The following is a 15,124-nucleotide window of genomic DNA, read 5'->3' as shown; positions in this document are numbered from 1 at the left end:
ACAATCGTGCTAATGTGTGCAAAAATTTGTACCGGTATAGAAAAGTAGCCTGCATAGGGATAACTTATTAACAACGTAATCAACACCCCAAATACGCTAATACATAGCATCTTATTTGCATGAGATAGCAAACGGTAATACAGAGAATTAGACTTCACTGAATAATTAACCTGTCCTAAAAAAATACTGCTCATAACAACCCCAATAACTGCTTTCGTTATTTTGTTATTACACAGACCATGCCAATTAAATAAACACTTTAAATTCAATGCATTATTTAATTTCACTTTACAAAAAGAGTCTTTATGACCTACTATAAAAACCAATTAAATACACTAACAGGTCATTTTGACATGAACCAGCAATTCAACCTGACTCAAGTTGCCTTGGAGCTTGCACAAAGCACCTTACATGCCCACAGTTTTGAGCAGCTCTTAGCCACAGTTGAACGTGTTATTCCAAGTGATGCTAGCGCTTTGTTAATTCGCCAAGGCGAGCAATTAAAGCCTTTAGCGATTAAAGGTTTAATGCCTGATAGCTTAGGCAGGCGCTTTAACATTGCAGAGCATCCTCGCCTTGATGCTATTTGTAATCACCGCTTGGCACTGCAATTTGCACATGACTGCCCGCTCCCAGACCCATATGACGGCTTACTACTAGCTAAAACGGGTGATATTCCAGTGCATGCCTGCTTAGGGTTACCGCTTTATGATAAAGATTCGCTGCTTGGTATTTTGACCTTTGATAGCCTAAACGCTGATGCGTTTGACGGCATTACCGCTGATACGCTTAATACCTTACAAACCTTGTGCAGTGCGCACTTTAAAACAGCCCTAGAGCTTGCCCATTACAAACAACATGCCCAGCACTCAAGTGAATTAGTACAAGAGTTAAACCGTGAGGCGCTCAAGCGTGATGGTGGTGAAATTATTGGCCAAAGCCCAGTAATACAAACCCTTAAAAACGAAATAAAGCTGGTTGCAGCCTCTAATTTTAGTGTATTAATTTTAGGTGATACTGGGGTCGGCAAAGAGTTGGTGGCGCGTAATATTCACTTGCATTCAGCACGCAAAGATCAGCCATTGATCCATTTAAATTGTGCATCACTGCCTGAAAACCTCGCCGAAAGTGAATTTTTTGGCCATGCAAAAGGCGCCTTTACGGGGGCACAAAATGCTCGCCAAGGTAAGTTTCAATTAGCCGATGGCGGTACCTTATTTTTGGATGAAATAGGCGAGCTACCACTGGCAATGCAAAGTAAATTATTACGGGTACTGCAAAGTGGCGAAGTACAAACCGTTGGTGAAGACGAACTTAAATATGTTGATGTTAGAGTGATTGCAGCCACTAACCGTGACTTGAAACACGAAGTAGAACAGGGGCGATTTCGCGCCGACTTATATCATCGCCTAAGTGTGTACCCGTTAAGCGTAGCGCCTTTAAAAGCCCGTGATGAAGATGTTATTTTATTAGCCGGTTATTTTTTGGAAAAAACAGCTCGCAAGCTTGCGATTAAACAGCTAAAACTCAGCATTGAAACGCAATTACTGCTAAAAAAATATGACTGGCCTGGCAATGTAAGAGAGCTGGAACATGTTATTAATCGCGCCGCATTAAAAGCTAAACAGCATCAATGGCAGCAGCCAATTATTACTATTGAGCCAGAGCATTGCGAGCTAAATTTAAGCGCTATTAACACCTTAGATCTTGAACACTCAAACCAGCTTGCAACCACACCTTTAACAAACAACATTTCGTTAAAACAAGCCACCGATACTTACACTCAGCAGCTTATTATACAGCAACTTAAACAACATAATTATAACTGGGCAAGCACAGCGCGAAGTTTACAGGTCGACCGCGCTAACTTAACGCGGCTAGCCAAGCGCTTGGGTATTTCTATAAAAAAGTCGTTGTAGCTTTTTTAACTTAATTTACGCTGCTTAAAATAGGTTTTTAATAACTGACTAAACGCTTGCACTTTCGCAGTACGATGCACTAAATGGTGCGTCACTAACCATAAGTCAGTAGGCCAACTTAGTTCGTTAGGTAATACAGGCACTAAATCAGAGTATTGCGCTGCAACATCATGTTGTAATCCGCCAATCCCTAGCCCCTTAACGATGGCGCGAGTAGCCTCTGAGGTTTCTGATACTCTAAGTTTAACTTGCGACGAGGGAATATTTTCATCAACCCACGCAAAATAAGGCACTTTGCCATTATAACCCGCGACTCCTGATACAAAATTATGCACCGAGAGTTGTGCTAACGTTTGTGGCAAGCCATAACGATTTATGTAATGTTTTGAAGCATAAAATCCTGACGAGAGTGCCGCTAAATGCTGAGCAATATAATCACCTTCATCCGGCCTGGGCCCTGCTCTTACAGCGATATGTGCTTGGCCATGGTCTAAGCGCAAACGCTTTTGATCCATAATCACTTGTAATTGCACTTGCGGATGCAAGGTCTGAAACTGCTCACATACCTCACTTAATACATCTATAAAACCACTCACAGTGGTAAGTAACAAGCTACCTTGTAAGGTACTATCTGCTGCAATTATGTCACTGTGTAAGCGTTCTAGCTCACCATTAATTGCTTGTGCTGTGGTAAATAACTTAGCGCCAATCTCTGTGACTTTGTAGCCACGAGCATGTCGGTGGAATAATCGCGCATCTAAGCTTTTCTCTAAGTTATTTATTCGCCTGAGCACCGTACTGTGATGAATATCTAGTGCTTCGGCAGCTGCAGTTAAAGTGCCTAAACGCGCCACCTCATAAGCAACCTTAAGATCTTGCCAATCATCAAATTGAATTGCCATAGTAACCACTTTTTAAATTGTGCATATACGCACACAAGTTTTGCGTTTATTTGGCTTTTCTGCAAGCAATTATTTGTTAAAGTCACTGCTGTACACAATCAACATTAGGATCAGCTCATGACTACACCAAAAATTATTGCCCTAGCAGGTAGCTTACGTAAAGACAGCTTTAATCAAAAACTTATTAATGAAGCAGCTCGTTTTGCACTAGAAAGTGGCGCTGAAGTGGAAGTGATCAAACTCGCAGACTTAGCCATACCTATGTTTGATGAAGATTTAGAAGCACAAGGCACACCGGCCGGCGTACAACAATTAAAAGACAAGCTGCGCACAGCAGATGGTATTTTACTGGCCAGCCCAGAATATAATGGTTCTATCACCGCAGTGTTAAAAAATGCCATTGATTGGGCGTCGCGCACCGAACAAGGTGCAGAGCCTGCATTTGCAAATAAAGTAACCGCTTTATATGCAGCATCACCGGGTGGACTTGGCGGCTTACGTGGGTTGAATCACGTGCGTGATATTTTATCTGGCATTGGCAGCTTAGTATTAGCTAACCAACTGGCAGTACCGGCTATTCATACTTTATTAGACGAAAATGGCCGTATTAACGACCCCGCTACCGCTGAAAAAGTGGCCGGCCTTGCACAGCAGTTAGTTAGCGTAGCGAGTAAGCTAAAATAAGCAGCGGCTATAACTTTATTGCTGCAAGCTTTGCAGCAATAAAGTCTTCATGGGTAACATACAACAAGTTTGCAACACGACGAATAACGTACTCTTCTTGAGGATCAAGTTCACCATCCGCGTACGCCAAGCGCCAAAGTAGCTCAACTATATCAATACGTTGCTGTGCACTGCATTGATTATTAATTTGCTTAGAAAATTGAAAATAATCAATGGCATCATCTAAACTTGAGCTTGCTTGTTCGGTTAACTCATCTACTGCTTCATCAGTTAAATCAAAATATTTTTTTAATGTCAGACTTAGCGTATGTTGTTCATCTGCCTGTAAATCGTTATCCGCTCGCATTACTTCAATTAATAACGCTGCAACCGCTGTTTTTAAATCATGTTGTTCAATATCATAATCTTGCTGATCAATACTCGAAAAAAGCTGTTTAATTTGCTTGAACATCACATTTCCCCTTTTTGGGTGTTAGACTTATATAATAACGGGTGTAATAGATATGCTGATCACACTACCCAATATCAAGATGGAGTTAAAGGTTTATGAGTAGAAAAGCTAATCATTATCTATATGGAAGTATTAGCTGGGTGTTTTTAACAGCATGTTTGAATGTGTCGGCAGAACAAACTGAAATGCAGCGGCTATATGACTTTGATGAAAAGGTGCATTACAAACAAACTCAAATAGACACTAACAACTATCATCTAGAGATCCAATCTGATGACTACCCACATTTTAAAAACCAAAGTGTGTTTTTATTGCGCCACGCTAACCGCTTATGTCGCGATAACCCTTTTATGTTAAAAGTAACCGAAGGGGTGCAAGAGTATGAACGTTTTCCAACTAAACCACGCGCTTATCAGCCACCACTGAGTGTATTTGTGCAGTGTGAAATGCCTGCAGAAAAAACCTCAAAGAAATAACACCTCGTTATGCTTCCATAAAACCACTGAGCGTTAAAACAGCCAGTGGTTTTAATATAAAAAAAGATTAGTTAACACCATATCCCCATGGTGCAGCCGGTGTTGTGATAGGCTTAGTTAAATCAAAATCAACGCGGAATTCGCGACCTTGGCGAATGAGTCGGTAAGTGAACTTTTCAGGGTAAATATACATTTGCCATGTATTGCCAACCGATTGTGGTATGCCTTGGCTAACAAATAACTCTTTTGAATACTGATCAGCAGGGAATGACTGCATGTTGGCAAAACCCGCATCAAGCGTATGACCACCATACATAGTAGACACATCATCGCTGCCATCTTGATGGCGGTGATCGTGCTTTAAACTCAACCCACTGCCTGTTTTAGTAATGATCCACGTACGTGAGGCATCATCACCCACATGAAACGGCACTTGTAGCTCACGTTCATTACACTTACGCACATGCATAACTAATTTTTTATCGGCAAATGAACTCGGACCTGTGGCATTATCAACCGTTACTTTACCTTCAAAAGCTTTACCACAATGGGCAGCAATGTTATCAAAAAAGCCATCATGGCTTGGAATTGATACTAAAGGTGCTGGGCGTGCTATTGCAGCGGTTGATGCAAGCATTAGTGCTGCAGCTGTTAATAATTTCATAATGTATCCCTAAACATGTAAAAAATTAGCTTAGCGTTTAAACAAACACAAAGACAGTAATCACGATGAACAGCATCTGACAGCAATAAAAAACGCGGCTTATGCCGCGTTTTACTATCTAGTATCTTTTAAATTATTCACTGCCAAGGACGCTCAGCGGCAAGTTTTGCTTCAAACGCATCAATTTGCGGATTGAGGGTTTCGGTTACACCAATAAAATCTAAGCCACTTAATAAACGCTCTTTCACGTCTTTGCGAATATCAAAGCGAATTGGCGCAAACTTATTGCTGGTAAGCACTTGGTTTTCAAGATCCACATCAATGTGAATATCGTCGTGCTGCTCACTTAACACAAATAACTCTTCCAGCGTTTGCGCTGGCAATGCAATAGCAAGCATTTGATTGTTACCACAGTTATTAAAGAAAATATCAGCAAAGCTTTCAGCTAAAATCACTTCAAACCCATATTGCTTTAATGCCCATGGTGCGTGCTCGCGTGATGAGCCACAGCCAAAATTATCGCGGGTTAATAATATTTGCGCGCCTTGGTAACAAGGACGGTTTAAAATAAATTCAGGGTTTGGCTCGCCATTATCTAAATAACGCCAATCGTAAAACAGTGCTGCATCAAAACCATCACGGCTGGTTGAGGTTAAAAACTGCTTAGGAATAATTTGGTCGGTATCGACGTTGTTTTTATCAAGTGGGGCCATTAAGCCACTAAAATAGATGCTCATTAGGCTTCTCCTCTAATATCAACAAAGTGGCCATGTATTGCTGCCGCTGCCGCCATTGCTGGGCTCACTAAGTGTGTACGCCCGCCTCGCCCTTGGCGTCCTTCAAAATTACGGTTAGATGTAGATGCACAGCGTTTACCTGCGCCTAAACGGTCATCGTTCATAGCTAAACACATCGAACAACCCGGCTCGCGCCACTCAAACCCTGCAGCTTTAAAAATATCGGCAAGGCCTTCATCTTCTGCTTGTTGTTTAACCAAGCCTGAGCCTGGAACAATTAATGCTTCAATGCCAGCAACCACTTGCTTGCCTTCAACAATTTTTGCAGCGGCACGAAGATCTTCAATGCGGCTGTTGGTGCATGAGCCAATAAATACTGTGTCTACTTTGGCAGTTGATAACTTATCGCCCGCTTTTAAACCCATGTATTTAAGCGCGCTACGGATGGCATCAGCTTTAATTAAATCAGTTTCTTTGTCTGGATCTGGAATACATTCGTCAACGCCAATCACTTGCTCTGGGTTAGTCCCCCAGGTGATCTGTGGTTGAATATTAGCGGCATCTAGTTCTACCTCTAAGTCAAAGGTTGCGCCATCATCAGTTTTTAAGGTTTCCCAGTAGGCAACTGCAGCGTCAAAATCAGCGCCTTTTGGTGCAAACGGGCGCCCTTTTAAGTAGTCATACGTTACCTTGTCTGGGGCAATTAAACCGGCCTTGGCACCCATTTCAATACTCATATTACACAACGTCATGCGCGCTTCCATTGATAGCGCTTCAATGCCTTCACCACAAAATTCAGCCACATAACCCGTACCACCAGCAGTGCCTAGTTTACCTATAACCGCCATAATTAAATCTTTAGCAGTTACTGTTGGGCGTAACACACCGTTAATTTGAATTTTTAACGACTTAGCCTTTTTTTGCTGTAGCGTTTGCGTAGCTAATACGTGCTCAACTTCTGAGGTTCCAATACCATGGGCAAGCGCTCCAAACGCGCCATGGGTTGAGGTATGACTATCGCCACATACGATGGTTGTACCTGGTAAGGTGATCCCTTGCTCTGGGCCAATCACATGCACAATACCTTGATTTACTGAATTTAGGTCGTACAGCAAAATGCCAAATTCTTTGCAGTTTACATCCAGTGCCATTAGTTGATTTTTAGAGACTTCGCTGGCTGCATCTAATGAACGGCTTTTAGTTGAAACATTATGATCCATGGTAGCAATGGTTTTTTCTGGACAGCGCACTTTACGATTTTTTTCACGTAAACCTGCAAATGCTTGTGGTGACGTCACTTCATGAACTAAATGACGGTCAATATAAAGTAAATCGGTTTGCTCGTTGATGCTGGCAACCGTATGTGCTTGCCAAATTTTATTGTATAAAGTTTGAGCCACTTGCTAACTCCCTGATCTGATTGAGCCACAGCCTAACGGTGCTGTGGCTTTAATAGTTAAATGCGTGAAACAATAGCCGCTGCAACATCGGTGGTGGTATAGCCGCCCTGCGGATAAATATCAGGTGTCCCCACACCTGCTTCAACCGCCTCTGCAACTGCTTTTTCAATGGTGCGAGCCGCTTCATCTTGTCCTAACGAATAACGTAACATTAATGCGGCACTTAAAATTTGTGCAATAGGGTTAGCAACCCCTTTTCCGGCGATATCGGGCGCTGAGCCACCCGCGGGTTCATACAAGCCAAAGCCTGATTGATTTAAGCTAGCCGAAGGTAATAGCCCCATTGAGCCGGTGATCATCGCGCATTCGTCAGATAAAATGTCGCCAAATAAGTTATCGCACAGTAATACATCAAACTGGCTAGGCTGTTTAACTAGCTGCATCGCTGCATTATCTACATAAATATAATCTAAGCTCACCTCAGGAAACTCTTTACTCACTTCGGTGACTACTTCACGCCAAAGTACACTCGATGCTAAAACATTGGCTTTATCAACCGAGGTTACATGATTGCTGCGCAATTTAGCGGCCTCAAAAGCAAAACGTGCAATACGCTCAATTTCTTTACGCGAGTATGTTTGGGTGTCAAATGCCGCTTCTTCAGCACCTTCGCCACTGCGACCTTTTTCACCAAAATAAATACCGCCGGTTAGCTCACGCACACACAAAATATCAAAGCCTTTTTCGCTAATATCAGCACGAAGTGGTGATGCAGCGCTCAATGCGGGTAACAATTGAGCTGGGCGTAAGTTACAAAACAAACCAAAATGTTTGCGTAGTGGTAACAATGACGCGCGCTCTGGCTGCTCATTCGGTGGCAAGTTTTCCCACTTAGGACCGCCCACTGAACCAAATAAAATAGCATCGGCGTTTTCACAGGCTTTTAAAGTTGTATCAGGAAGTGCTTTACCAAATTCATCAATGGCTGCGCCGCCAATCGCGTGATGCTCACGGTTCAGAGTAAAACCAAATTTATCACTGACTGCGTCAAGTACTTGCTCTGCAGCTGCCATAACTTCTGGGCCAATACCGTCGCCTGCTAATACGGCAACGCTGTAATGTGTTTTACTCATCCTGCTTTCCTTTGTTGTTTTAAATCAGACACTTTTTGTGCTCGATAAATTAAGTTATAAACCCGAACCATAGCTCGAACAGAGGCTTCGACCACATCGGCCGCAATACCAGCACCGTGATAGGGACGACCATCATATTTAGCAATAATATTCACTTGCCCTAATGAGCTGGCGCCTTGGCCGGTTGCCTCTAAATTGTATTCAATCATTTCAACGCTCATACCTGTTAAGCGCTCAATAGCAGCAAACGAAGCTTCAACAGGGCCATTACCTGTGGCCGCTTCTTGTTTTGCTTCGCCATCAATCAGCAAGCCTATGGTTGAGCTGGCCACCGATTGTGAATTAGACGCAGAGTTAACAAACTCTAACTGGTACTTCTCGTCTTTGTCGTTAATTTGATTAAAGTAAATCATGGCCTCTAGGTCATAGTCGTATACTGTGCCTTTTTGGTCAGCCAGCGCAACGAAACTTTGGTATAAGCTATCCATGTCGTAATCTGATTTTTGATAGCCTAATTCTTCTAAGCGGTGCTCTATAACATGACGGCCTGAGCGTGAGGTCATGTTTAATTGATTACTTGGTACACCAACACTTTCTGGTGACATAATTTCATAAGTGTTTTGCGCTTTTAATACACCGTCTTGATGAATACCTGAGCTGTGAGCAAACGCATTTTCGCCAACAATCGCTTTATTTGGCTGTACCGGCATATTACAAATTTTGGCTACCTGGCGAGAAGCGCGATAAATTTCTTCGCTTTTTATGTCGGTATATACGTTTAAGTGGTCTTTGCGCATTTTCATGATCATTGCCACTTCTTCAAGTGAACAGTTCCCCGCACGCTCACCTATACCATTAATGGTGCATTCAATTTGGCGTGCACCGGCTTGCACTGCGGCCACGGAGTTGGCAACGGCTAAACCTAAATCGTTGTGGCAATGCACACTTAAACGCGCTTTATCTATATTTGGCACGTTATTCATTAAATGACGGATCATTGCTGCGTATTCATCTGGAGTTACAAAACCGACTGTATCTGGCAAATTAATTGTTGATGCACCGGCGTTAATTGCTTGTTCAACAATTTTGCATAAATCCCAATGCGGTGTACGCCCAGCATCTTCACAGGAAAACTCAACATCATCGGTATAGTTACGCGCTAATTTAATAGATTTAACAGCCATTGCAGTGGCATCATCAAGGCTCATACGCAACTTGTGTTCAAGATGAAGCGGGCTGGTGGCAATAAAAGTATGAATACGACTTTGCTGTGCAGCGCGCAGCGCATCGCCACAGGCCTCGATATCTTTGGCAACCGAGCGAGCTAAGCCACAAATAATAGGGCCTTTCACCTCGGTGGCAATACGTTGCACTGAGCGAAAGTCAGCTGGGCTCGATACCGGAAACCCCACTTCCATTACATCCACATTTAAGCGGCTAATGGTATGCGCCAGTTGAACTTTATCGTCTTCTGTTAGGCTTGCTTTTAGTGCCTGCTCACCATCACGTAAGGTGGTATCAAAAATCCATACTTTATCTTGCTGTTGCATAACTGCCCCTCAATTGCTGTGTTACCCAAATTTCGATTTATCCCTACAGCGAGATAAAAAAAACCCCGCGGTTGCGGGGTTTTTAATGTTTAACTCAATGCAAACACACTAATCCCCGCTCACTTGCCGCAGCAGTAAGAGGTTTAGGTTTAGTGTAATTAAGCGAATAGTTTGCATCTGTTTTCTTGTGTGTGTGTCCAATGAGGCTTATTTTTATCATTGCAACGCAGTTGGCGCAAGCATAAAAATACCAAACAAATAATTAAAGGGGACTTTCTGGGGATTTAAAATTCAAATAAAACTTGTAAGCGGAATAAAACATCCAATTTAAACCTGTAGCAGGCTTAAATTAATAAGCGCTGTAAAATACAGCGCTTATTTTAACTTTTTTTAATATCTATTCTTTATTTTCAGCACGTACGTAATTTGACGCGCCGCGCGTAATATAACGTAACTGCCATATAACTCGCTCTATCAGTTCATCGCGTTGCTGACCTTCAATATCAAGCGCTTCAGCGCCTGCATTAAATACCAAAGTAACCATGGCTTCTGCCTGAATATACGCATGAATAGCATCGCAGGGGGTTTCACTTTCTAAATAATGTGCGAGCTCTAAAATAAAGTGTTTCACTTCACGCGCCACTGCTGCTCTAAATGCTTTTGAGGTACCTGAACGTTCACGCAACAAAAGTCTAAACTGATTGCTTGAGTTATCAATAAACTCCATAAAAGTAACCACAGAGGTGTTGATTACACTGCCACCACTGGCTATTCGTCTGCGTGCTTGGCGCATCAGCTGGCGTAGGGTTAAACCCGCTTCATCAACCATGGTTAAGCCCAACTCGTTCATATCTTTAAAGTGACGATAAAAAGAGGTAGGCGCAATACCAGCTTCGCGTGCTACTTCACGCAAGCTTAAATTAGAAAAGCTATGATCAGCACTAAGTTGATTAAATGCAGCTTCAATTAATGCTTGTCGTGTTTTTTGTTTCTGTTGTGCTCTAACACCCGACATCAACAGCTCCCTGAGTGAATTTGTAATAAATTTTTAATTAAAAAAATAGCTAATAGTACAGTCTAATACTTGACGGCAGCAGATTGAAATATTATTTTAGCTTACAGTTGTACGCTGAGAAATGATAAACATGAAAAAACCACCAATTATATGGACCAACGTCCTTTTCTTTAGCCTGACGTTTTTGGCTGCTATTACACTTGTACCTTGGTATGGGTTTAACTATGGCTTTACAGGCACGCAGTGGGTTGCTTTTGTAGCTTGCATGTTTTTTGCGGGATTATCGATCACCGCGGGCTACCACCGTTTATGGGCACATAAAACCTATAACGCACACCCTGCGGTTGAATTTATTTTTGCCCTTGGTGGTGCTTTTGCGCTACAAAATAGTGCGCTGCATTGGAGCAGCGATCATCGAATTCACCATGGTCAAGTTGATGACCCAGTTAAAGACCCTTATGCCGCCACTAATGGCTTTTGGTACAGTCACATTGGCTGGATGCTTCGCGACTACCAAGGCGACAGCTACGATGATTACAGCAACTGTCGTGATTTACAGCGAAATAAAATTGTTATGTGGCAGCACAAGCATTACTTAAAATTGGTAATTGCCATGAATGTTGGTTTACCGCTAGTACTCGGCTTAATGCTTGGTGATGTATGGGGCATGTTACTGTTAGCAGGCTTATTGCGTTTAGTATTGAGTCAGCACTTTACCTTTTTTATTAACTCAGTAGCACATATTTGGGGTTCACGTCCTTACACTGAAAAAAATACCGCGAGAGACAATGGCTTTTTAGCACTGTTTACCTACGGTGAGGGTTATCATAACTTCCATCATATTTTTGCCAGCGATTACCGCAATGGCATTAAATGGTTTCATTACGACCCAACAAAATGGATGATCCGCTCACTCGCAGCCATTGGTTTAGCGAGTAAATTAAAGCGCACACCGGTTGAGCGCATTGAAAAAGCTAAAGCAGAAACCTTAATGAGTAAAACACAAGGTCGTCTTGCAAAATTGCCTTTAGCGCAAGATAAGCTTACATTATTACAACAAGAGTACGATTTGTTGCTTAAAAAGCTGCAAAATTATTGCTCATTACAAAAACAAGTGTTGGAAGCTAAAAAAAATAATATGGCAAAGCAGTGTGAAAAGTCGGCATTAATGGCACAATATCACGAGCTTGAAGCCGCCTGGGAAACACAAAAGCAGGCATGGCTAGCACTTAATGCGAGGTTATTAAAAGCCTCTTTTAGTTAAAATAGGAGTGGCTGTGGCCAAACAACCAGAAAAGAATAAGGTATCCGTGAGCTACCAATATGATGCAATCATTATTGGCACGGGTCCTGGCGGTGAAGGGACCGCTATGAACCTCTCTAAAAGCAACAAAAAAGTAGCGGTTATTGAACGTCAAACTGCTGTTGGTGGTGGTTGTGTTCACTGGGGAACCATTCCTTCAAAGGCACTTCGTCATTCGGTTAGTCGCTACATTGAATACAAAGCAAACCCTTTGTTTAACGTAGGCGAGCGCCCAGTAAGACTTACTTTTCCTGATATTTTGCGCCATGCCAGTTCGGTAATTTCAAAGCAATCAAACTTACGCAGCAGCTTTTACGATCGTAATCGCATTCATATGTTTCAAGGCGATGCTAGCTTTGTTGATAAGCACACTATTGAAATTAGACGTAATGACGGTTCAACTGAACGCCTAACTGCACAAACTATTGTTATTGCTACCGGCTCACGACCATATCGCCCACCAGGTGTTGATTTCACCCATTCGCGTATTTATGAAAGTGACACAATTTTAGGCCTTGAACACGACCCGCATCGCGTACTTATATACGGCGCGGGTGTAATTGGTTGTGAATACGCATCTATCTTCAAAGGGCTAGGTGCAAAGGTTGATTTAGTAAATACTCGCGATCGCCTACTTGCGTTTATGGATGCTGAAATATCTGATGCGCTTAGCTATCACTTTTGGAATAGTGGCATTGTTATTCGTCATAACGAAGAATTTGATCGCATTGAAACCCGCGATGACTGTGTTGTTATGCATTTAAAATCGGGTAAACGTGTAAAGGCTGACTGTATTTTATTTGCCAATGGCCGTACTGGTAATACTGATACATTGAATTTAGAAGCAATTGGCTTAAAAGCAGATAGCCGCGGACAAGTAAAAGTAAACGAAACCTACCAAACAGAAATAGACAACGTATATGCGGTAGGCGATGTTATTGGCTACCCAAGCCTTGCTAGTGCTGCCTTTGACCAAGGTCGAATTGCAGCAGATGCCATCGCTTGTGGTAACTGCGATGAAAAGCTGATTATTGATATCCCAGCCGGTATTTATACTATTCCTGAAATGAGTTCAGTAGGTAAAACAGAGCAGCAATTAACTGCCGCAAAAGTACCGTACGAAGTGGGACGTGCGCAATTTAAACACTTAGCACGTGCACAAATTGCAGGTACCGATGTGGGTAGTTTAAAAATATTGTTCCATACAGAAACCAAGGAAGTACTTGGGGTGCATTGCTTTGGTGAGCGTGCCTCTGAGATTGTTCACATTGGCCAAGCTATAATGGAACAAAAAAATGGTGGCAATACCATCGACTACTTTGTAAATACTACGTTTAACTACCCAACAATGGCAGAAGCTTATCGAGTTGCGGCATTAAATGGCTTAAACCGCTTGTTTAAATAAGTGCTTAAGTAAAATAGTTTGCACAAAAAAGCCCGCTAATTAGCGGGCTTTTTATTGTTAGTTCATAACTTACTTATGATATTGCGCACTTAGCTCATGCACAGCGTTAATAAATACACCCGCATTTTCTGGGTCAACATCTGGTGTAATACCATGCCCTAAGTTAAATACATGACCATTGCCAGTGCCAAAGTCTTCTAAAATCGTACCCACTTCTTGGCGAATACGATCTGGCGTGCCGTGTAGCATTGAAGGGTCCATATTGCCTTGTAGCGCCACTTTATCGCCAACACGACGTTTTGCATCACCAATATTAATAGTCCAATCTAGGCCTACTGCATCACAACCTGTTGCTGCAATTGCCTCAATCCATTGGCCACCATTTTTAGTGAACAAGGTAACCGGTACTTTACGGCCATCATTTTCGCGAATTAAACCATCAACGATTTTATGCATATACTGCAGTGAAAACTCATTGTAGTCACGCGGGCTCAATACACCGCCCCATGAGTCAAATATCATCAGTGATTGTGCACCCGCTTTAACTTGCGCGTTTAAGTAATCAATAACTGAATCAGCTAGCTTATCAAGTAGTAAATGCAGTGTTTGTGGCTCAGCAAACGCCATTTTTTTGATTTTACCAAAAACCTTACTACTTCCGCCTTCAACCATATAAGTTGCAAGTGTCCAAGGTGAACCCGAGAAACCAATTAATGGCACTTCACCTTTAAGCTCACGACGAATAGTGCTTACAGCATTCATTACATAGCCAAGCTCATCGGTAGGATCAAGTTTAGGAATTTTTTTAACATCGGCTAATGATGAAATTGGGCGTTCAAACTTAGGGCCTTCACCTGTTTCAAAGTACAAGCCTAATCCCATTGCATCTGGAATAGTTAAAATATCACTAAATAAAATAGCGGCATCTAATGGGTAACGGCGCAGAGGCTGTAATGTTACTTCACAGGCTAACTCAGCATTTCTACACAGGCTCATAAAATCGCCCGCTTGTGCACGTGTAGCACGGTATTCAGGTAAATAACGCCCTGCTTGACGCATCATCCATACTGGCGTGACATCAACAGGTTGCTTGGCAAGGGCACGTAAATAACGGTCGTTTTTTAATTCGCTCATAGCGTATAGAGTCCTAGGGCTTTTAGAAATTGTGCAAGATTGTACCACCATATTTGCCCCCCCTCTATCGCTAAGCGATTAAATCGCCACAGAGTAGCGCCAGATCAAGTAATTTTTTGTTTTCATTTCGTTTTGTACACAAAACAACCAAGCAAACGTTAATAGTAAAAACTTTTCATTAAACTATTTGCAACATTTATAAAAGCTTGATATTGTTATTCCGCGTTAACATAACAATAACAATAATCGTTAATATAAAAATAATAAAAATCTCTAATAAAAATAAGAATGCTTGTTTAAACAAGTCTAGTAAAGAAATTAAACCACCGTAACAGGTGGTTTTTTCTTTCC

Annotated in this window: 14 protein-coding genes; 5 read left to right on the top strand and 9 right to left on the bottom strand. The window is 42.1% G+C overall.

All coding sequences use genetic code 11. The features are described 5' to 3' along the window. Positions 1–353 precede the first annotated feature (353 nt). Positions 354–1,919, top strand: coding sequence for a nitric oxide reductase transcriptional regulator NorR (gene norR / locus ACZ5WS_RS04240; RefSeq protein WP_464711478.1), 1,566 nt, complete (start codon positions 354–356; stop codon positions 1,917–1,919). A 5-nt stretch (positions 1,920–1,924) separates the two neighbouring features. Here the strand turns inward: norR and ACZ5WS_RS04235 are convergent, their stop codons facing one another. Further along, positions 1,925–2,821 carry a LysR family transcriptional regulator gene (locus tag ACZ5WS_RS04235; protein ID WP_178956747.1) on the bottom strand — a complete coding sequence of 299 codons (897 nt, stop codon included), beginning with the start codon at positions 2,819–2,821 and terminating at the stop codon, positions 1,925–1,927. Positions 2,822–2,938: 117 nt separating this feature from the next. On the opposite strand from ACZ5WS_RS04235, the gene ACZ5WS_RS04230 reads away from it, so the two are divergent. Then, complete coding sequence (locus ACZ5WS_RS04230) at positions 2,939–3,505, top strand: NADPH-dependent FMN reductase (RefSeq protein WP_138608382.1); 567 nt, start codon at positions 2,939–2,941, stop codon at positions 3,503–3,505. 7 nt (positions 3,506–3,512) lie between these two features. Here the strand turns inward: ACZ5WS_RS04230 and ACZ5WS_RS04225 are convergent, their stop codons facing one another. Continuing rightward, positions 3,513–3,956, bottom strand: a complete 444-nt coding sequence (locus tag ACZ5WS_RS04225) for a tellurite resistance TerB family protein (RefSeq protein ID WP_464710832.1) — start codon at positions 3,954–3,956, stop codon at positions 3,513–3,515. Between the two features lie 95 nt (positions 3,957–4,051). On the opposite strand from ACZ5WS_RS04225, the gene ACZ5WS_RS04220 reads away from it, so the two are divergent. Further along, the gene (locus ACZ5WS_RS04220; RefSeq protein WP_464710831.1) at positions 4,052–4,432 is read left to right on the top strand and encodes a hypothetical protein; all 381 of its coding nucleotides are present in this window, start codon (positions 4,052–4,054) and stop codon (positions 4,430–4,432) included. Positions 4,433–4,499: 67 nt separating this feature from the next. On the opposite strand, the gene ACZ5WS_RS04215 is transcribed toward ACZ5WS_RS04220, so the two are convergent. The 6 genes from ACZ5WS_RS04215 to fabR all read right to left on the bottom strand — a co-directional run bounded on the left by ACZ5WS_RS04215 (position 4,500) and on the right by fabR (position 10,931). Next, positions 4,500–5,096, bottom strand: coding sequence for a hypothetical protein (locus ACZ5WS_RS04215; protein ID WP_464710830.1), 597 nt, complete (start codon positions 5,094–5,096; stop codon positions 4,500–4,502). Positions 5,097–5,233: 137 nt separating this feature from the next. Further along, on the bottom strand, positions 5,234–5,833 hold the full coding sequence (leuD, locus tag ACZ5WS_RS04210) for a 3-isopropylmalate dehydratase small subunit (RefSeq protein ID WP_464710829.1): 600 nt from the start codon (positions 5,831–5,833) through the stop codon (positions 5,234–5,236). Further along, positions 5,833–7,233: a 3-isopropylmalate dehydratase large subunit gene (gene leuC, locus ACZ5WS_RS04205; RefSeq protein ID WP_464710827.1), complete on the bottom strand. Its 1,401-nt coding sequence runs from the start codon at positions 7,231–7,233 to the stop codon at positions 5,833–5,835. Before leuC ends, leuD begins: the two co-directional genes overlap by 1 nt. A gap of 56 nt (positions 7,234–7,289) precedes the next feature. Then, complete coding sequence (leuB, locus tag ACZ5WS_RS04200) at positions 7,290–8,366, bottom strand: 3-isopropylmalate dehydrogenase (protein ID WP_055012752.1); 1,077 nt, start codon at positions 8,364–8,366, stop codon at positions 7,290–7,292. Further along, a complete protein-coding gene (gene leuA / locus ACZ5WS_RS04195) occupies positions 8,363–9,916 on the bottom strand; it encodes a 2-isopropylmalate synthase (protein ID WP_010392352.1) in 1,554 nt (517 codons plus the stop codon). The genes leuB and leuA overlap by 4 nt, the downstream gene beginning before the upstream one ends. 397 nt (positions 9,917–10,313) lie before the next feature. After that, positions 10,314–10,931, bottom strand: coding sequence for an HTH-type transcriptional repressor FabR (gene fabR, locus ACZ5WS_RS04190; protein WP_008114202.1), 618 nt, complete (start codon positions 10,929–10,931; stop codon positions 10,314–10,316). A 130-nt stretch (positions 10,932–11,061) separates the two neighbouring features. On the opposite strand from fabR, the gene ACZ5WS_RS04185 reads away from it, so the two are divergent. Together ACZ5WS_RS04185 and sthA are read left to right on the top strand one after the other, a co-directional pair. Next, on the top strand, positions 11,062–12,195 hold the full coding sequence (locus ACZ5WS_RS04185) for an acyl-CoA desaturase (protein ID WP_008114204.1): 1,134 nt from the start codon (positions 11,062–11,064) through the stop codon (positions 12,193–12,195). 13 nt (positions 12,196–12,208) lie between these two features. Further along, positions 12,209–13,639, top strand: a complete 1,431-nt coding sequence (gene sthA / locus ACZ5WS_RS04180; protein ID WP_464710825.1) for a Si-specific NAD(P)(+) transhydrogenase — start codon at positions 12,209–12,211, stop codon at positions 13,637–13,639. Positions 13,640–13,708: 69 nt separating this feature from the next. Here sthA and hemE read toward each other — a convergent pair whose 3' ends face one another. Then, complete coding sequence (hemE, locus tag ACZ5WS_RS04175) at positions 13,709–14,773, bottom strand: uroporphyrinogen decarboxylase (protein WP_008114207.1); 1,065 nt, start codon at positions 14,771–14,773, stop codon at positions 13,709–13,711. Positions 14,774–15,124 lie beyond the last annotated feature (351 nt).

It is taken from the genome of Pseudoalteromonas sp. 11L1 (assembly GCF_055397545.1).
Note: the sequence above shows the minus strand (reverse complement) of the source record. Positions and strands in the feature narration are given on the sequence as shown.